Source organism: Herbaspirillum sp. C7C8, from assembly GCF_022627875.1.
Taxonomy (GTDB): Bacteria; Pseudomonadota; Gammaproteobacteria; order Burkholderiales; family Burkholderiaceae_D; genus Herbaspirillum.
The window spans coordinates 196,711-215,585 of record NZ_JABXGG010000004.1 but is presented as its reverse complement, the minus strand read 5'-3'; the positions used below and the strand labels follow the sequence as shown (position 1 = coordinate 215,585).

General features: G+C 64.1%; 13 protein-coding genes. 7 read left to right on the top strand and 6 right to left on the bottom strand.

Translation table 11 applies throughout. The features are described 5' to 3' along the window. The first annotated feature begins 45 nt into the window (after window positions 1–45). Window positions 46–813 (top strand): FecR family protein, encoded by a 768-nt coding sequence (locus HWE01_RS07480; RefSeq protein ID WP_241821448.1) that lies wholly within the window; start codon window positions 46–48, stop codon window positions 811–813. A gap of 82 nt (window positions 814–895) precedes the next feature. Here HWE01_RS07480 and HWE01_RS07475 read toward each other — a convergent pair whose 3' ends face one another. Then, a complete protein-coding gene (locus HWE01_RS07475) occupies window positions 896–1,669 on the bottom strand; it encodes a 3',5'-cyclic-nucleotide phosphodiesterase (protein WP_241821447.1) in 774 nt (257 codons plus the stop codon). Window positions 1,670–2,114: 445 nt separating this feature from the next. Here HWE01_RS07475 and HWE01_RS07470 point away from each other — a divergent pair, with 445 nt between their 5' ends. The 3 genes from HWE01_RS07470 (at window position 2,115) to HWE01_RS07460 (ending at window position 7,144) form a co-directional block, all read left to right on the top strand. Next, a complete protein-coding gene (locus HWE01_RS07470) occupies window positions 2,115–3,782 on the top strand; it encodes an HD family phosphohydrolase (protein ID WP_241821446.1) in 1,668 nt (555 codons plus the stop codon). A 106-nt stretch (window positions 3,783–3,888) separates the two neighbouring features. Then, a complete protein-coding gene (locus HWE01_RS07465) occupies window positions 3,889–5,463 on the top strand; it encodes a COG3904 family protein (protein WP_241821445.1) in 1,575 nt (524 codons plus the stop codon). A gap of 196 nt (window positions 5,464–5,659) precedes the next feature. Continuing rightward, window positions 5,660–7,144 (top strand): SulP family inorganic anion transporter, encoded by a 1,485-nt coding sequence (locus HWE01_RS07460; RefSeq protein WP_008334478.1) that lies wholly within the window; start codon window positions 5,660–5,662, stop codon window positions 7,142–7,144. 140 nt (window positions 7,145–7,284) lie between these two features. On the opposite strand, the gene HWE01_RS07455 is transcribed toward HWE01_RS07460, so the two are convergent. The 4 genes from HWE01_RS07455 to HWE01_RS07440 all read right to left on the bottom strand — a co-directional run bounded on the left by HWE01_RS07455 (window position 7,285) and on the right by HWE01_RS07440 (window position 14,233). After that, window positions 7,285–8,799 (bottom strand): efflux transporter outer membrane subunit, encoded by a 1,515-nt coding sequence (locus tag HWE01_RS07455; RefSeq protein WP_008334480.1) that lies wholly within the window; start codon window positions 8,797–8,799, stop codon window positions 7,285–7,287. Window positions 8,800–8,832: 33 nt separating this feature from the next. Continuing rightward, window positions 8,833–12,048: an efflux RND transporter permease subunit gene (locus HWE01_RS07450; RefSeq protein WP_241821444.1), complete on the bottom strand. Its 3,216-nt coding sequence runs from the start codon at window positions 12,046–12,048 to the stop codon at window positions 8,833–8,835. Between the two features lie 102 nt (window positions 12,049–12,150). Further along, complete coding sequence (locus tag HWE01_RS07445) at window positions 12,151–13,359, bottom strand: efflux RND transporter periplasmic adaptor subunit (protein ID WP_241821443.1); 1,209 nt, start codon at window positions 13,357–13,359, stop codon at window positions 12,151–12,153. A 10-nt stretch (window positions 13,360–13,369) separates the two neighbouring features. Then, window positions 13,370–14,233, bottom strand: coding sequence for an alpha/beta hydrolase fold domain-containing protein (locus HWE01_RS07440; protein WP_175342936.1), 864 nt, complete (start codon window positions 14,231–14,233; stop codon window positions 13,370–13,372). 403 nt (window positions 14,234–14,636) lie between these two features. Between HWE01_RS07440 and HWE01_RS07435 the strand changes: the two genes are divergently transcribed. From HWE01_RS07435 to HWE01_RS07425, 3 genes are all read left to right on the top strand, one after another. After that, a complete protein-coding gene (locus tag HWE01_RS07435; RefSeq protein ID WP_008334492.1) occupies window positions 14,637–15,650 on the top strand; it encodes a LysR family transcriptional regulator in 1,014 nt (337 codons plus the stop codon). A 297-nt stretch (window positions 15,651–15,947) separates the two neighbouring features. Then, window positions 15,948–16,952, top strand: coding sequence for an AraC family transcriptional regulator (locus HWE01_RS07430; RefSeq protein ID WP_008334494.1), 1,005 nt, complete (start codon window positions 15,948–15,950; stop codon window positions 16,950–16,952). 63 nt (window positions 16,953–17,015) lie between these two features. Next, window positions 17,016–18,023, top strand: a complete 1,008-nt coding sequence (locus HWE01_RS07425; protein WP_241821442.1) for an aldo/keto reductase — start codon at window positions 17,016–17,018, stop codon at window positions 18,021–18,023. A 34-nt stretch (window positions 18,024–18,057) separates the two neighbouring features. Here the strand turns inward: HWE01_RS07425 and HWE01_RS07420 are convergent, their stop codons facing one another. Then, window positions 18,058–18,810: an HpcH/HpaI aldolase family protein gene (locus tag HWE01_RS07420; protein ID WP_349640994.1), complete on the bottom strand. Its 753-nt coding sequence runs from the start codon at window positions 18,808–18,810 to the stop codon at window positions 18,058–18,060. Window positions 18,811–18,875 lie beyond the last annotated feature (65 nt).

The following is an 18,875-nucleotide window of genomic DNA, read 5'->3' as shown; positions in this document are numbered from 1 at the left end:
GGATGCACGGCGGATGACCCGTAATAACCGGATGATGTGATCTTCATGAATTTCTTCAAGCAAAATCCGCCGGCCTCGTTCCGGCGTCCACTGATCGGGCTGGTGATGGCACTGCTGCTTCTGCTGGCGGTGACCTGCGCCTTCGCCCAGGCGCAGCCGGTGGTCGGGCAGGTCACCCATCTGTCGGGCGTACTCAGTGTGCGCCATGCCGACGGTACGCGCGTGGTGCTGTCGGTCAAGTCGGCGATCCTGCAGGGCGACACGCTCATCACCGAGCGCGAGACCTATGCCCGCGTCAAGTTCGTCGACAACGGCGAGATCGTGCTGCGTCCGGGGTCCGAGGTGGCTGTGAGCAAATACCTCTACGACGATAAAGATCCGAAGAATGACTCGGTCGCCATCAGTCTGGTCAAGGGCGGACTGCGGGCGGTCACCGGGCTGGTTGGCAAGCGCAACCACGATGCCGTCAATTTCGATACGCCCACGGCCACCATCGGTATCCGCGGCACCCACTTCGGCGCCCTGTACTGCCAGAACGATTGCGGCGGTGTGCCGACCCCCAACGGTCAGCCGCCGGCCAACGGCCTGCACGTGGATGTGGTCAGCGGTGCCATTCAGGTCACCAACCCCAGTGGCACGCAACTCTACAGCGCGGGCCAGTTCGGTTTCGTCCCCTCGATCTCGCAGCCGCCGGTGATCGTGCCGCCGACGCAAGGCGTGGCGGTGACGATGCCGCCGACCATCAGCAGCAATGCCAATACCGGGACGCAAAAGATCGGTGCGGCCAAGCTGGATGCCTGCGTGACCCAGTAAGCGCCCGGCCGCGCCTGGCGCAGACATGAAAAAAGGCGCCGGCACGGATGTGCGGCGCCTTTGTCGTTGGCCAGGCAGCCCGTCAGAATTCCAGTATGGTTCCCGTGGCCAGCATGCGCGGATGATGCGGGCCGGACCCGGCCGCGATTTCTGCGGCGATCTCCTCAAGTTGTCCGGGTTTGGCGTGGGTGATCAGGACCTCCGGATGGCCCTGCAGGTGTTGCAGTTCCTCCAGCAGCAGGCTGGGGCACAGGTGCTTGGACAGCAGTGCCAGCTCGCGGTCGCGGTTGGCGAAGGCGGCCTCGATGATCAGATAGCGCAACTGGTCGATGCGATTGACCGCCTCCCACAGTGGTGCACAGCGACAGGTGTCGCCGCTGAAGGCCAGCGAGGCACCGCTGGCATGATTGCGGACCTGGTAACCGACGGCCGGCACGGTGTGCGCTGCGGGCAGCGGCGTGATGCTGCGCTGGCCCAGCTGCACAGGTTGGCCCGGCTCAACCGTGGCGAAGCGCAGGAAGGGGCGCTGGGCATCGGGGATGACGCTGAAGTCGGGCCAGATGTGCCAGTTGAAGATGTGCTTGCGGATGATCTCCATGGTCGCCGCGCTGGCGTGCATGGTCAGCGGGGTGCTGCGCATGTCGCCCACGCTGTCGATCATCAGTGGCAGGCAGGCAATGTGATCCAGGTGCGCATGGGTGATGAAGACGTGATCGATCTTCACCAGCCGCGCCAGCGACAGGTCGCCGACACCGGTGCCGGCGTCGATCAGGATATCGTCATCGATGAGCAGAGAGGTGGTGCGCATGCCATTGCCACCGATGCCCCCGCTGCACCCCAGGATTTCTACACGCATTGTGATTGCCGCTCATAGGTTATGGGTTCCGGCCCCACCGCTCGGACTGATTCGGAACCTTGTTGCAGTCCGGAAACCCTTGCCCGGACTGGCTTTGCGGACGATGTAGCAAATTATGCAACATATTGTGATGGTAAGGGATTCGGCGGTGCTGCGCAATCGGGATATCCCTGAGCTCGACCTTGGCGAGCGCGTCGGGCAAGCGCAGAATTGGCGGTCAATTCCCCCCAAGCTCGCTGCAAGACGGCGTGCGCAGTCGTTCTAAAATCGCGATGATGCCGAAAAAGCATCCGCCAAAAGTGCGCCGACATTGTCCTCTGGCAATGATCGCGCCATGTCCGTATGCCAACGCTTCAGGGAGCCGCATGTTGCCAGTCGTCCATCCAGCAACTCACACCCGCCATCGCGTCCAGTGTTCGCACTGTGGCGCGCGGGAGATGGAAGCATGAACGTCCCGGCCAGCATGCACGATCTCGCGCCCACTGCCGGCGAGCACCGCGACATCGCCTATCGGCTGGAGCGCCTCACCGACCTGTGCCGCGAGCTGGGCAGCCAGCGCGACATTCCCCTGTTGCTGGAACGCATCCTGCTGACCGCGCGCGACATCACTCGTGCCGATGGCGGCACCCTCTACCGCACCACCGACAATGGCGAGGCGCTGCGCTTCGACATTTCCGTCAACCAGACCCTCAAGATGCACCAGGGTGGCAGCAGCGGCCAGGACATCTCGATTGCCGACATCGCCCTGAGCTTGCCCGACGGCAAGCCCAATCTGACGGCGGTGGCGGCCTATGCCGCCAATACCCGGGAATCGGTCAACATCGCCGATGTCTACCAGGCCAGCGGATTCAATTTCAATGGCATGCGGCTCTTCGACGAGAAGTATGGCTACCATTCCAAGTCCATCCTGACGGTGCCGATGCAGGATCACGAGGGCGAGCTGGTGGGGGTGTTGCAGCTCATCAACGCCATCGATGCCGACAGTGGCGAGGCGGTTCCCTTCTCGGAAACCGACCAGCGCTTCATTGAGGCCCTGGCCGCGCAAGCCGCCATGACGATGACCAACCAGCAGTTGATCGCACGTCTGGAAAACCTGTTCGAAAGCCTGATCAAGCTCATCAACATCGGCATCGGTGAAAAATCCCCGCACACCGGACGCCATTGCGAGCAGGTACCGCAACTGGCCATGATGCTGGCCGAGGCTGCGCACAATACGACCGAAGGACCGCTGGCCGATTTCCGCATGAGCGAGGCCGACCGCCGCGAACTGTGGCTGGCCGGTCTGCTGCATGATTGCGGCAAGATCGGCACGCCCAGTCACATCGTCGAAAAGGCGACCAAGCTGGAGACCATTTTCGATCGCATTCACCTGATCGACACGCGTTTCGAAGTCCTCAAGCGCGATGCCGAGATCCGCGTCTTGCAGGAGAAACTGGCGCTGGGCGCCGCGCTGACCCCGCAACGCGTGGCCGAACTGGAGGCCGGGCTGCAGGCCGAGTTGCTGACCTTGGAGGAGGAGCGGGCTTTCCTGCGCAAGATCAACTACGGCACCGAAGGCATGCGCGCCGAAGACCAGCAGCGCGTGCTGGACATCGCCGAGCGCAGCTGGCGCGGCCCCGATGGCCAACTGCGCAAACTGCTCGATGACGAGGAAGCAGGCAACCTGCGCATCCGTGCCGGCACCCTCAATGATGCCGAACGCGCCATCATCAACAACCACATCGTCATCACCATCAAGATGCTGGAATCCTTGCCGTGGCCCAGGCAGCTGGCGCGGGTCACGGAGTTTGCCGGCGGCCACCACGAGCGCATCGATGGCAAGGGCTATCCCAAGGGCCTCACGCGCGAGCAGATGTCGGTGCAGGCCCGCATCATGGCGGTGGCCGACATCTTCGAGGCGGTGACCGCCGCCGACCGGCCCTACAAGCGTGGCAATACGCTCAACGAGGCAGTCGAGATCCTGGCCGGGTTCAAGCAACGCAACCATATCGATCCGGATCTGTTCGATCTGTTCGTGCGGGAACGCATCTACGAGAAGTATGCCCAACAATTCATGCACCCCAGCCAGATCGACCAGGTCGACCTGTCGCGCATTCCCGGCCACGGCGGCTGAAAGCGCGACGGCATCGCCAAGCTGGGTTATGCTGAGGTCTTCATAAAGTCACCTTTCATTGAAGACGCTGTGTGCCTGGCCGCAGCGCATCGAGGAAAAGCACCACGTGTCCGAGGTAGTAACCCGATCTCCCGTTCCCACCCGTCCGTCCACCGGTTTCGTGCGTCGTCACTGGCGCGGCGATTATGGGCTGGGCCGCTCCTACTGGCTGCATACCGTCCTGCTGACCTCGCTGGTGCCGGCGCTGGCCATCTCGGTGCTGGCGCGGCTGACCAACGACATGCCGGCGCGCTACGGCATGGCCGGGGTGCTGGGCATCGCCGCCTTCAGCTATCTGGCGTGGACCTGGGGCGTATGCGGCTGCTGGCGCTCGGCCAGCAAGCATGTGGGGCGCGGCGGACGGCGCTGGGCCGAGGTCGTGGTCAAGTTCCTCATCCTCTGTGGTGTCATCAGCATGGTCACCAGCACTTGGCGGGCGGCGCACTCGGTACGTGAACAGCTGGAGATCGCGCTGGGCAAGCAACTGGGGCCGCCCGTGGTGTATCAGGTGCGGGTGGATGGCAAGTCGGTCCTGCTGCAAGGTGGCATGAACGATGGTGCAGCCGATGGCCTCGATGCGGTCCTGCAACAGCACCCCTCGGTGCGCACCGTAGTGCTGTATTCGGCCGGTGGCTGGGTGCGCGAGGGCAAGCTGGTGGGCGAGGTGATCCGTCGTCACCGGCTCAACACCTATGTGGAGCAGGAGTGCTCGTCCTCCTGCACGCTGGCCTTCCTGGCCGGCCGTGACCGCGCCATGGACCCGCGCGCGCACATCGGTTTCCACACCCTCTATACCGTCGGTGGCGATGACCGCATCAACAAGAGCTTCGACCGCAAGCTGACCTTCGAGACCTACGGCAAGCTGGGCCTGCCGCATGACTTCATCGAACGCATTGCCGATACGCCGGCAGCGCAGAGCTGGTATCCCGAGCTGGGCCAACTGTTGCAGGCCGGCGTGCTCACGCGCCTGGCACCGGGCGGCGAGACCGCCCAGATCGCCACCATCGCCACGTCGCGCGATGTGCTGGAGGCCGAGTTCAAGAAGGGCGCGCTCTTCGACATCATGGCGCGCTATCACCCGGCCGCCTTCGCACGGACCATCGACCTGGCCTGGGCCAAGGTGCAGGCGCATGCCTCGGATGCCGAGATCCTGGCCGTGGGACGCGAGCAGGTCGGACTGCTGAGTCGGCGGCTGCTGCCCATCGCCTCCGATGAATCGCTGGCCGAGTTCCAGCAATTGCTGCTGGATGAGGCCGTGGCGCTGCGCGGCATCAGCGTGTCGGCCTGTACCGAACTGATCTATCCCCGTTCGCGCGCCGATGCCGCGGCCGGCCGGGAAGCCCCGCAAGCGGCGCTGCCACAGGAATTCGCCAACCGCGAGCAACAGATGACCCAGCGCCTGCTGCGCGATGCCGACCCGGCCAACGCCGGGCGCTACAGCCTGGCCGAGCGGACCCGCGTCATGCGCAAGGCGCTGGCCCCGCTGACCCAGGAACAATTGAAACTGCTGTCCTCGCCATTGCGGCGCCAGGCCGATCCGGTGGCGACCTGCGATGCCTCCATCGCCTACCTGCTGGCTGTCAATCAGTTGCCCCCAGCCGAAAAACGCGTCGCCTTGCGAGTGTTGTATTCCCGCGAATGAGGCGGACAGGCAGCGTCCGGGCAGCTTATGCTGCAATGCGGTAAAATAAGGACTTCCTTTCCTGCCCGCCGTGCGGCATGCCGCACGTGAGTTGTCGGCACGACATCGTACATGTCATTGCTTGCTGTTCCATTCCTGCCGCGATCCTGACGTCTGCGGCTGCTGCTTTCCTGCTGTTTTCCCGCTGATCTTGCCCATGACGACCATCGCCACCCCGACTTCGCGCCTGCGCGATCTGCGCCAGAACGTACTGGCCGGCCTCACCACTTCCTTTGCACTGGTGCCCGAATGTATCGCCTTTGCGCTGGTGGCCCAGTTGAACCCGCTCATGGGGCTATATGGTGCTTTCTTCATCTGTACCATCACGGCTCTTTTCGGTGGCCGCCCGGGCATGATTTCCGGGGCTGCCGGCTCGATGGCCGTGGTCATCGTGGCGCTGGTGGTGCAGCATGGTGCACAGTATTTCCTGGCGACGGTGGTGCTCTCGGGCGTGATCATGCTGCTCTTCGGTGCGCTCAGGCTGGGCAAGCTGGTGCGCATGGTGCCGCATCCGGTGATGCTGGGTTTCGTCAATGGCCTGGCCATCGTGATCGCCATGTCGCAGCTGGAGCATTTCCGTGTCGATACTGCTGCCGGTCCGCAATGGCTGCAGGGCTCGGCGCTGGCCATCATGATCGGCCTGACCCTGGCGACCATGCTGATCGTGTGGCTGCTGCCGCGCGTGACCAAGGCGGTTCCACCGGCGCTGGCGGCCATTCTGGGGGTGGGACTGGTGACCTGGGCCAGCGGCCTGCATACCCGTACGCTGGCCGACATGGCCCACATCGCCGGCGGCCTGCCGCCACTGCACTGGCCGAGCGTGCCGATGAACCTGGAGACGCTGCGCATCATCGGTCCCTACGCGGTACTCATGGCCATCGTCGGCCTGCTTGAAACCCTGCTGACCTTCAATCTCACCGATGAGATCACCTCCAGCCGGGGCCAGCCCAACCGCGAATGCCTGGCCCTGGGCGCGGCCAACATCGTCTCGGGCCTGTTCGGTGGCATGGGCGGTTGCGCCATGATCGGCCAGACCATGATCAACCTCGGCTCCGGCGGCCGGTCGCGGCTCTCCGGAGTGGTGGCCGGTGGCATGATCCTGCTGTTCATCCTGTTCCTTTCGCCGGCCATCGAGCGTATTCCTCTGGCCGCGCTGGCCGGGGTCATGCTGGTGGTGGCGCAGGAGACCTTCGCCTGGGGCTCGCTGCGGGTGCTGGGCAAGGTGCCGCGGAACGACGCGCTGGTCATCATCGCGGTGACGGTCATTACGGTGCTGACCGATCTGGCCGTGGCTGTGTTGTGCGGCATCGTGATCGCCGCGCTCAACTTCGCCTGGCAGCATGCGCGCGAAGTGCGCTCGGATGTGCGCGATGAAGACGACGGCAGCCGCACCTACCTGCCGCATGGCACGCTGTTCTTTGCCTCCACCACGCATTTCCTCGAATTGTTCGATACCGTCAATGATCCGCAGCAGGTCACCCTGGATTGCCGCCATCTGCGCCTGGCCGATCATTCCGCCATTGCCGCCGTGCAGACCCTGGCCGAGCGCTATGCCCGACTTGGCAAGGACCTGCGCGTGGTGACCTTGTCGCAGCGCTGCAGCCAGTTGTTGCAGCGGGCGGGCTTGCCGCAGGTGGCGTAAAAAAATGCCCGCCGTCGCTGGGTGCGGGGCGGGCTGAAGTACCACGGGAAATTCTGCTGCATGACCGGCCCGCATCGAAGGATGCGGGCCGGTTTTTCGTATTGCTGGTTTTTGTTTGTTGCTTGTCGCTGCGGGCGCTCCTACTTCGAGGAAGACAGCTGCGTCGCCGGTCCGCCCCAGCCGCCGCCCAGTGCGCGGATCAGGTTGACGGTGGAACGGGCGCGTTCGCCATCGAGCGTGACCGAGGCGCGCCTGGTCTGCAGCACGGTGCGATCGGCATCGATGACGCTGAAGTAGCTCACCGCACCCTCGCGGTACTGCGTGTGCGAGAGTTTGGCTGCGCGCGAGGAGGCGGCCACGGCTTCATCCTGGGCGCGGTTCTGGTCATCCAGGATGCGCAGATTGGCCAGGTTGTCTTCCACTTCGCGGAAGGCATTCAAGACCGTGCCGCGATAGGTGGCCACCTGTTCTTCATAGCTGGCGCGCGCACGATCCACACCGGCCTGACGGCGGCCGCCATCGAAGAGCGGCATCGACAAGGCCGTGCCTACCAGCGGTCCCAGCAGGAAAGTGCGGCTGGACCAGTTGAAGAGATCGCCCAGTTGCGCCGACTCATACCCCAGGCCACCGGTCAGGTTCAGCGCCGGGAAGAAGGCCGACTTGGCCACGCCCACGCGGGCATTGGCGGCAGCCATGGCGCGCTCGGCGGCGGCGATGTCGGGACGGCGTTCCAGCAGCGCCGAGGGCAGCCCGGCCGGCACCGATACGTTCAGGCGCGTCAGCGGTTGTGGCGGCAGCGAGAACTCGGCCGGGGTGCGGCCCAGCAGGATCGCCAGCGCATGTTCGGCACTGGCGCGCTGGCGCGCAATGCCCAGCGCCTCCGATTGGGCCGAGGCCAGTTCGGAGCGGGCACGGGCGACGTCGACCTCGCTGATATCACCCTCATCGAAGCGGCGCTGCACCAGGCGCAGCGATTCCTGGCGCAGGTCCACAGTGCCGCGGTACAGCTCGGCGGCGGCATCCAGTTCGCGCACCTGGAAATACTGCTGCGCCACGTCGGCCTGCAAGGCCAGCAGCACCGAGTGGAACAATGCCTCGCTGCGCTGGGCATCGGCGGTAGCGGCATCGACCGTGGAGGCGACCCGGCCGAACAGGTCAACTTCGTAAGAAACATTCACTTGTGCGCGATACAGAGTGAACGGTTGTGTATTGGCATCGGCCGCTAACCCTTGTGAGGCGGGCGAAGGGCGCTGGCGGGTCGCGCCGACCCCTGCATCCACCTGCGGGAAGTAGCCCGAGCGTGCATCGCGGGTCAGGGCGCGCGCCTGGCCGAGGCGCGCGGCGGCGGCCTTGAGGTCCTGGTTGGCTTGCCGGGCGGTGTCTTCGAGGGCGTTCAGCTTGTCGTCACCGAAGATCTTCCACCACTCGCCGCGGGCGATGTCTTCGGCGGGCCGGGCGGTCTTCCACTGGCTGCCGTTTTCGCCGGTCTGCGCGGTCGGGGCGGCTTCCTTGAAGGCGGCCGGGGTGTCCACCGAAGGACGTTCATAGGTCGGGGCCACCGAGCAGCCGGCCAGTACCAGCAGCGCTGCCAGCAGGGCCGAGCCGATGCGCACGGGGCGCAGCAGGCGGCTCATCGATAGAGATTGGGTCATCATTTTTCTTGCTCCATTCATGGGCTGATCCGCAGATCAGCGATCATCCTGTGCGCCCGGTGCAGCATGGGCGATGTGGGTGCCGGCGGTCATCGGGGCTTCGTGATGCGAGGCCGAGTGCAGTGCGCGGCGGTCGATGGTGCGCAGCAGGACATAGAACACCGGGGTCAGGAACAGGCCGAACAGGGTCACGCCCAGCATGCCGAAGAACACCGCGATCCCCATCGCATGACGCATTTCCGAACCCGCGCCGGAGGACGTCACCAGCGGCACCACACCCATGATGAAGGCGATGGAGGTCATCAGGATCGGACGCAGACGCAGGCGGCTGGCTTCGATGGCGGCTTGTACGGCGCTGCGGCCCTGCATCTCCAGTTCGCGGGCGAATTCCACGATCAGGATGGCGTTCTTGGCCGAAAGTCCCACCAGTACCATCAGGCCGATCTGGGTGAAGATGTTGTTGTCGCCACGGGTCAGCCAGACACCGGTCAAGGCCGCCAGGATGCTCATCGGCACGATCAGGATCACGGCCAGCGGCAGGGTCAGGCTTTCATAGAGCGCGGCCAGCACCAGGAACACCAGCAGCACGCTGATCGGGAACACCCACACGCCCGCATTGCCGGCCAGGATCTTCTGATAGGTCAGGTCGGTCCATTCGAACTTGATGCCGCGTGGCAGGGTGGCAGCGGCCACGCGTTCGGCAGCAGCCTGGGCCTGGTCCGACGAATAGCCGGGTGCCGGGCCGCCGTTGATGTCGGCGGCGGTATAACCGTTGTAGCGCACCACCATTTCCGGACCGAAGGTCTGCTTGACCTTCACCACCGAAGACAGCGGCACCATCTCGCCGGCATCGTTGCGGGTCTTCAGTTGCGCGATGTCCTCGGCCTTGGCGCGGAAGGGCGCGTCAGCCTGGGCACGCACCTGGTAGACGCGGCCGAAGCGGTTGAAGTCGTTCACATACAGCGAGCCGAGGTAGATCTGCATGGTGTTGAACACATCGGTGACAGGGATGCCGAGCTGCTTGGCCTTCACACGATCCAGTTCCACATCCAGTTGCGGCACGTTGATCTGGTAGCTGGAGAACATCGGACCCAGCGCCGGTTCCTTGGCTGCCGCCTTCATGAAGGCTTGTGCGGCCTTGTCCAGTTCGGCATAACCCAGTGCACCGCGGTCTTCGATCTGCATCTTGAAGCCACCCAGCGTGCCCAGCCCTATGACTGGCGGTGGCGGGAAGACGGCGGTGAAGGCTTCCTTGATGCTGCCGAATTTCTTGTTCAGCGAAGCGGCGATGGCATTGCCCGACAATTCCTTGCTCTTGCGTTCCTCGAAGGGCTTCAGACCCACGAAGACGATACCGGCCGAGGAGCTGTTGGTGAAACCGTTGATGGACAGGCCGGGGAAGGCAATCGCACTGGCCACACCGGGTTCCTTCAACATGATGTCGCTCATCTTGCGCATCACTTCTTCGCTGCGGTCGATGGAGGCGCCATTGGGCAACTGCGCGAACGCCACCAGGTATTGCTTGTCCTGCCCCGGCACGAAACCGCCGGGGACGATGTAGGACACCCCCAGGGTCGCGGCCAGCAGCACCACATACACGCCCATGGTGGCGCCCTTGCGCTTGATCACGCCGGTCACGCCGCCGCCGTAGTTGTTGGAGGCGCGATTGAAGAAGCGGTTGAAGCGGACGAAGAAACCACCGAGGAAGCGGTCCATCTGGCGCGTCAGCCAGTCCGGCTTGTCACCGTGGCCCTTGAGCAGCAGGGCGGCCAGGGCCGGCGAGAGCGTCAACGAATTGAAGGCCGAGATGACGGTGGAAATCGCAATGGTCATCGCGAACTGCTTGTAGAACTGGCCGGTCAGGCCGGTCATGAAGGCCAGCGGCACGAACACCGCCACCAGCGTCAGGGCAATGGCGATGATGGGGCCGGAGACCTCCTGCATGGCGCGATAGGTGGCGTCCCGCGGCGAGAGCCCGGCGCCGATGTTGCGCTCGACGTTTTCCACCACCACGATGGCATCGTCGACCACGATACCGATGGCCAGCACCATCCCGAACAGCGACAGCGCATTGATGGTGTAGCCGAATCCCAGCATCAGCGAGAAGGTACCGATGATGGACACCGGCACCGCCAGGAGCGGAATGATGGAGGCGCGCCAGGTCTGCAGGAAGATGATCACCACGATCACCACCAGCGCAATGGCTTCCAGCAGCGTATGCACCACCGCTTCGATGGAAGCACGCACGAACTGGGTCGGGTCATAGACGATGCTGTAGCTGACCGAGCTGGGGAAGTCGGCCGACAATTCCTTCATCGCCGCGCGCACCTGGGTCGAGACTTCCAGCGCATTGGCGCCGGGCGCCTGGAAGATGGGGATGGCCACGGCCGGCTTGTTGTCCAGCAGCGAGCGCAGGCCGTATTCGGAAGCGGCCAGTTCCACCCGGGCCACGTCACCCAGGCGGGTGGTGGCGCCATCCGGCGAGGCTTTCAGGATGATGTCGCGGAATTCGGCTTCGGTCTTCAGGCGGCCTTGCGCGTTCACCGACAACTGCAGCGGCGTGTCCGGCGAACTGGGCGAGGCGCCGATCACACCGGCGGCCACCTGCACGTTCTGCTCGCGGATGGCGCGCACCACGTCCGAAGCCGTCAGGCCGCGCTGCGCTACCTTGTTGGGATCGAGCCAGACGCGCATGGCGTAGTTGCCAGAACCGAACAGGCCCACTTCACCAACACCCTGGATACGCGCCAGGCGGTCCTTGACGTTGAGGACCGCATAGTTGCGCAGGTAGGTGGTGTCATAGCGGTTGTCGGGCGAGGTCAGGTGCACCACCATGGTCAGCGTGGGGGAGGACTTGAGCGTGGTCACGCCCAGGCGCTGCACGTCTTCCGGCAGGCGCGGCAGGGCTTGCGAGACGCGGTTCTGCACCAGTTGCTGGGCCTTGTCGGGATCGACCCCCAGGCGGAAGTTGACGGTGATGGTGAGGTTGCCGTCGCTGTTGGCCTGCGACTGCATGTAGAGCATGTTTTCCACACCGTTGATCTGCTCTTCCAGCGGCGAGGCTACCGTCTCGGCGATCACCTTGGGATTGGCACCAGGATACTGCGCGCGCACCACCACCGAGGGCGGCACCACTTCCGGATATTCGGAGATGGGCAGCTGCAGCATGGCCAGCACGCCGCCCAGCAAGAGCAGTACCGACAGCACACCCGCAAAGATCGGGCGGTCGATGAAGAATTTGGAGATATTCATGTAGGTTCCTTGTCAGTCGTCAGGATGCAAACGCCCGGGCAGCGGGCGGTTTGCGCCCCTGCGACTTGTTCTTCCTTGAATGCGAGAGAGGTCTGTGTCGGATCAGGCCTTGCCGGCAGCAGGTACCGATGCCGCCGTCGCGGTCTGTACCTGCATCGGCACCACGGTCGGGGTGATGGCGTCACCCGGACGGATGCGCTGCAGGCCATTGACCACGATGCGTTCACCCGGCTGCAGACCCTTTTCGATCACTACCAGGCCGTCATGCCCGGCGCCGACCACCACCTGGCGGTAGTTGGCGTGGTTGTCCTTGTCGGCCACCATCACGAAGCGCTTGTCCTGGTCGGTGCCGATGGCCTTTTCATCGATCAGCACGGCCTGGTGCGGCTCGCCGCCACCCAGGCGCACGCGGGCATACAGCCCCGGGACCAGCTGGCCGTCGGCATTGTCGAAGATGGCGCGCACGCGGATGGTGCCGGAGGCGGTGTCGAGACGGTTGTCCACCGACCCGACCCGGCCCTTGCGGGAGTAGCCGTCTTCATTGGCCAGGCCCAGTTCCACGGGGACGGTGGTGCCTGCGGCGCGGGCCGGGTTGACGTATTTCAGGAAACTTTGTTCATCTACGTCGAAGGAGGCATAGACCTTGGCCACGGATACCAGCGTGGTGAGGGGCGCATTGGCTGCACCGGGGTTCACTACGTTCCCGACCGTGACTTCGGCGCGGGAAATACGTCCGGAGACCGGTGCCGTGATGCGGGTGTATTCCAGGTTCAGGCGTGCTGCACGCAGGGCGGCGCGGGCGGCGGCGACGTTGGCCGAGGCTTCGCGCGAGGCGTTCTGCTTCTCTTCGAAGTCGCGCTTGGCGATGGCGTTGTCGCCCAGCAGGCGCTGACCACGGGCCAGATCGGAGGCGGTGTAGCCGGCGCGGGCTTCGGCACCGGCCAGCTGGGCCTCGGCACGGGCGACTTCGGCCTCATAAGGGCGCGGATCGATGGTGAAGAGCAGATCGCCCTTCTTGACCAGCGCGCCATCCTTGAAGTGGACGGCGGTCAGGGTGCCGCCAACCAGGGGACGGATTTCGACACGATCGACGGCTTCGATGCGGCCCGAATAGGATTGCCAGTCGATGATCCGGCGCTGGACCACTTCGGCCACATCGACCGGGGCACCAGCGGCGGCGGCGGTCGGGGCGGTGGTGGCGTTGGCCGAGAGGCCCACCACCGAAATGGCGCCACCGATAGCGAGGGCGATGACGGCCAGGACCGTAGCGGTGAGAGCGAAGCGTTTGCGCAGTGGAGCGGGAGTGTTCATTTTCTTGTCCTCAAAGTGAAGTGGAGGGGTGAAGCGGATACGGCAGGAATTCAGCGGGCGCGGCATCGCGTCGCAAGCTGGCGAAGCGACAGCGCAGGAAATTGACGATCTCGGTCAGCAGCGGCAGGTGCGTACGCAGCGCGCCATGCGTGATACCGGCAAAGCGCGAGACCTGGGTCGGCACACCGGCGCGGATCAGGCTGGAGGCGTATTTTTCCGCCTCCGGACACAACACGTCGCGCTCGGCGGTGGCGATGAAGGCCGGCGGCAGACCGGCCAGGCGGCTCACTTCCAGCGGTGCGGCATAGGGATGCAGGCGCTGCATGGTCTGCGGCAGGTACTGGCGATAGCTGGCCGCACAGGTCTCGGCGGTGAGGTCCGATTGCAGGCGGGCGGCGTCGCCCAGCAGGCGCATGCTCGGATCCAGCATCGGGCTGATCAGCACCTGGGCCGCCAGCGGCTTGCCGCAGCGGTCGCGCGTCATCATGGTCAGGCTGGCGGCCAGGCTGCCACCGGCGTCGTCACCGGCCACCACCATGCGCTCCAGGTCCACCTTCAGTTCGGCCGCGTTCTTGCAGGCCCAGGTGGCGGCGGCAAAGGCGTCTTCGGGCGCGGCCGGGAAGGGCTTGGCCGGGGCCAGCGCGTAGCCCACCGAGAGCACCACGGCCTGGTTGTGCCGTGCCAGGAAACTGGCCGGGGTATCGGCGTCGTCCAGTGAACCACTGGTGAAACCGCCACCGTGGAAATACAGCACCAGCGGGCGTTTCTCGCCCTTGGGCAGCGCCTCGGCGGGCTGGTACAGACGCACGGGGATACGTCCCAGCGGGCCTGGAACGAAGAAATTGCGGATGTCCAGCGAAGAGGAAGCGTGCATGATGAGCGCCCGGGCCGAAGCCACTTGTCCAAGAATGAGGCGAATTGTGCGGCACAGCAGGGTCTCGAATAAACACCTATAATCCAACAACACTGTTCGGCAACCCTGAACAATCGGGAGAATCAATTCATTCACTTTGCTATCCTTTTTAGTGAAGAAAAAACCAGTTCAGCCGCCCCGGCCGGGCAGGCTTGCTGAGGTGGCATCGGCAAGATTGGCTGCCGATGCACTAAGTTGGCTGGCTTTTGGCGTTATTTGGTTTAAATTGGGATGAGGCTTGTTGCTGCATCCCGTCATGGCAAGACGGCGCGCCGGGGGCGGTGCCTGGCCTTGCGTGGATCTGTCTTGGCCCCCGTTTGCCGCGCCGGTGTTGACCCCGGTGGCGGCCTCAAAGGAGAGAGCGATGGACCGTTTCCAGGCCATGCAGGTCTTTACCGCTGTGGTGGATGCCAACAGCTTCACGCGCGCTGCCGACAACCTGAACCTGCCGCGCACCACCGTCACCACCCTGATCCAGGGGCTGGAGAGCATGCTGCAAGTGCGCCTGCTGAACCGCACCACGCGCCGCATCAGCCTCACACCTGATGGCGCGGCCTATTACGAGCGCTGCGTGCGCATCCTGGCTGACATCGACGAGACCGAGCAGTCCTTCCGCAATGTCACGCGCGGCCCGCAGGGACGACTGCGCATCGACGTGCCCGGCTCGATCGGCCGCCTGATGTTGCTGCCCAACCTGTGCGATTTCTACGGCAAGTACCCGGACATCGAACTGGTCATGGGCATGGGCGACCGTCCGGTGGATCTGGTGCAGGAGGCAGTGGACTGCGTCATCCGCGTGGGCGAGCTGCAGGATTCCTCGATGGTGGCGCGCCGCATCGGCACCTTCCAGACCGTGACCTGCGCCGCGCCTTCCTACCTGGAGCGCCATGGCGTACCGCACACCCTGGAAGATCTGCAGCAGCACCAGTCGGTGCATTACTTCTCCAGCCGTACCGGGCGTACCATCGACTGGGATTTCGTGGTCGATGGCGTCACCCGCGAGGTGAAGATGAACGGACGTCTTTCCGTCAACGATGCCGATGCCTACGTGGAATGCGCACTGCAGGGCTTCGGCATGGTGCAGGCGCCGCTCTACATGGTCACGCGCCACATCGACGAAGGCCGGCTGGTGGAGGTGCTGTCGCAATGGAAACCGGCACCGCTGCCAATCTCGGTGGTGTACCTGCACAACCGTCATCTCTCGCCCAAGGTGCGCGCCTTCGTGGACTGGGTGGCCGAGCTGTTCGCTACCTGCCCGCTGAACAAGGCCTGCACCATGGGCATGGAAGACAGCGAGTGCCACTTCGTCAACAAGCCCGAATCCACGACGGTGCGTACGGTGGTAGAGCAGTACAACATCGCGGAGAGCGTGTTCTGACCGATTCTGTATCGCTTTGGGTTCGGCGAGGATTATGCAGTGGTGGCACCGCTTTGCGCGTGCCTTAAGTTGCAGATTTTCTGCCCGATTCTCTGTGTGTCGTGCTTGGGTTTTCAGGTGGGGCAGCGCCGCGTCCTTTTGTATGCTGCGTTGTTGGAATTTTGGTCGGACCCATTTCTGTTGCGGCATACCTGATTCTGCAAACTTCTTGCCTGATTCTCCGGTCTTGCATCATGGAGGATCAGGCAAATGTCAGTCCGCGCTACAGTCGTGTCTGTCTTTCAATGAGAGGAGCTTATGGACCTCGATCTGCATTCCCTGCAGGATGCCGGGCCCTTGCTGCTGCCTGATGCGGCGCCGGGCGCCGCGGACCAGGAGAGGGATGATCCGCGTTTCCAGGCCATGCAGCAGGAACTGTTGCAGTTGCTGGAGCGCTATACGACAGGTGCCGAGGGCATGCTGGCCACGGCCATTCCCAACATGGAAATCTATCGCATCACCTGCCCGACCGGCCCCAAGCACGCGGTGCAGAAGCCGGTTTTTGCGGTGATTGCGCAGGGTTCCAAGCGCATCTTCGTGGGCGACGAGATCTACGAATACGATCCCATGCACTACCTGGTGGCCTCGGTCGATCTGCCGGTGGTTGGCAAGGTCATGGTCACCAGTCCTGACGAGCCCTATCTGGGTTTGCGGCTGGAGCTGGATACCCAGGAAATCGGTGAGCTCATCGGCGATGAAAACCTGCCCGCCGCCGCCAGCCTGGGGGAGGGGGCGGCACGCGGGCTGTACGTGAACCGGCTCGACGTCGACCTGCTCGACGCGGTGCTGCGCCTGTTGCGCCTGCATGAAACGCCGCGCGATGTGCCGATCATGGCGCCCATGATACGGCGCGAGATCCTGTACCGGCTGTTGATGAACGGGCAGGGCGCGCTGCTGCGCCAGACCGTCTTGCAGGATAGCCAGATGAACCGCGTGGCCAAGGCGATCCGGCTCATCAAGGAGGGTTATGACCAGGCGCTGCGCATCGAGGATGTGGCACGCGAGGTGCACATGAGCGTATCTTCGCTGCATCATCACTTCAAGCTGGTGACGGCCATGAGTCCGCTGCAATACCAGAAGAACCTGCGTCTGCAGGAAGCGCGCAAGCTGATCCTCACCGCCGACGCCAGCGTGGCCACCGCTGCGCATCGCGTCGGGTATGAAAGTTCATCCCAGTTCAGCCGTGAATACAGCCGCCTGTTCGGCGCCCCGCCCCTGCGCGACAAGCGGCGCTGGCAGGAAGAGGAAGCGCCGGTCTTGTGAGCCTGTGAGGTATGCAATCGGGCAGTTGATTTATCCACACCCTTTTTTCGATTTGGAGAGAGCATGCACTATCGTCGCCTTGGCAAGAGCAATCTGAAGGTATCGGCCCTGTGTCTGGGGTCGATGATGTTCGGGGACCAGACCGATCTGCAGGAGTCCGGCCGCATCGTGGCCTCGGCCCGTGAGCATGGCGTCAATTTCATCGATACTGCCGACGTCTACACCAAGGGCAAGTCCGAGGAAATCGTCGGCAAGCTGCTGGCCGGACAGCGCCATGAGTGGGTGCTGGCCAGCAAGCTGGGCAATGCCATGAGCGGCAAGCCCAATGAGTCGAACTACTCGCGCAGCTGGATCGTGCGCGAGACCGAGAACATCCTCAAGCGCCTGGATACCGATTACCTCGACATTCTCTACATGCACCGCGATTACCAGGACGAGAACCTGGAGGAAGCCGTGCAGGCGCTGGGCGATCTGATCCGTGCGGGCAAGATTCGCGGTTTTGGCGTCTCCAATTTCCGTGGCTGGCGCATTGCCGAGATCGTGCGGCTGTGCGAGAAAAACAATGTGCCGTTGCCGCTGGTGTGCCAGCCGTATTACAACCTGCTCAATCGTCAGCCGGAAGTGGAAATCCTGCCGGCTTGCGCGCATTACGGTTTGGGCGTGGTGCCTTACAGCCCGATTGCACGCGGGGTGCTGACCGGCAAGTACCAGCCCGGTCAGAAGCCGCCCGAAAACACGCGCGCCGGTCGGGGCGACAAGCGCATGATGGAGACCGAGTTTCGCGAGGAATCGCTGCTGATCGCGCAGCGGCTGCAGCAGCACTGCGAAGCGCGCGGCATCAAACTGGGCCAGTTCGCCACCGCCTGGGTGCTGGCCAATTCGGCCATCAGCAGCGTGATCGCGGGGCCGCGCACGCTGGCGCAGATGGAGGATTACTACGATGCGGCGGACCTGAAGATCACTGCCGAGGAGGAAGCGCTGGTGGATAGCCTGGTGACGCCCGGGCATGCTTCCACGCATGGGTATAACGATCCGAATTATCCGTTCTTTGGACGGGTGGTGACCCGCTGAAGCCACGCAACGATTCTGGCATCACGCGAGCGGATCAGCGCAATGCCCCGATCCGCCGCGCCCCTTCCGCCTTGATCTGCTGAATATCCGTCCCCGGTACCACCAGATCCATCCCGATATGCTTCATGCGCTGGGCCATCTCCATGGTCCCGGCGAAGATCCCCACGTATTTGCCCAGCCTGCGCGCCAGCGCCAGCAGATGGTCGATGGCGTCATTGAGGCGCACGTCGTCGTAGGCATCCGGCGCCAGGCCCAGTTCGATGGCCAGGTCGCTGGGGCCGATGAAGATGCCGTCCAGGTCAGGGGTCTGCAGGATCGCTTCAGCGTTGGCATAGCCTTCGCGGGTCTCGATCATGGCCAGGGTCAGAATGGTGGCGTTGGCGTGCGCAAAGTAGTCCGCTCCGCCATACAGGAAGCCGCGCGCCGGGCCATAGCTGCGTCCGCCGCGCGGGGAATAATGGCAGGCCCGCACAAAACGCTCGGCGTCGGCCGCCGTGTTGATGAGCGGACAGATCACACCATAGGCACCGGCGTCGAGCAGCTTGTTGATTTCTCCCAGGCTGTTTTCGGAGCAGCGCACCAGCGGTATGGCGGGCGTGCCGGAGATGGCCTGCAGCATCGGCAGCGCCGATTCGATCGAGAAGGGACCGTGCTGCAGATCCACCGTCACCGCATCGTAGCCGCTGTGCCCCAGCACCTCGCCCAGCAGCGAATTGCCCATCGATACCCAGCCCGAGAGGGCCAGTTGCTGTTGCGCGAAGAGGGTGCGCAGCCGGTTTTCCCGCATCGTTCGTCTCCCGTGGATAGGCCAGCGCAGATGCTGGCGATGTGCCATGTTAAGTCCGAATGCGG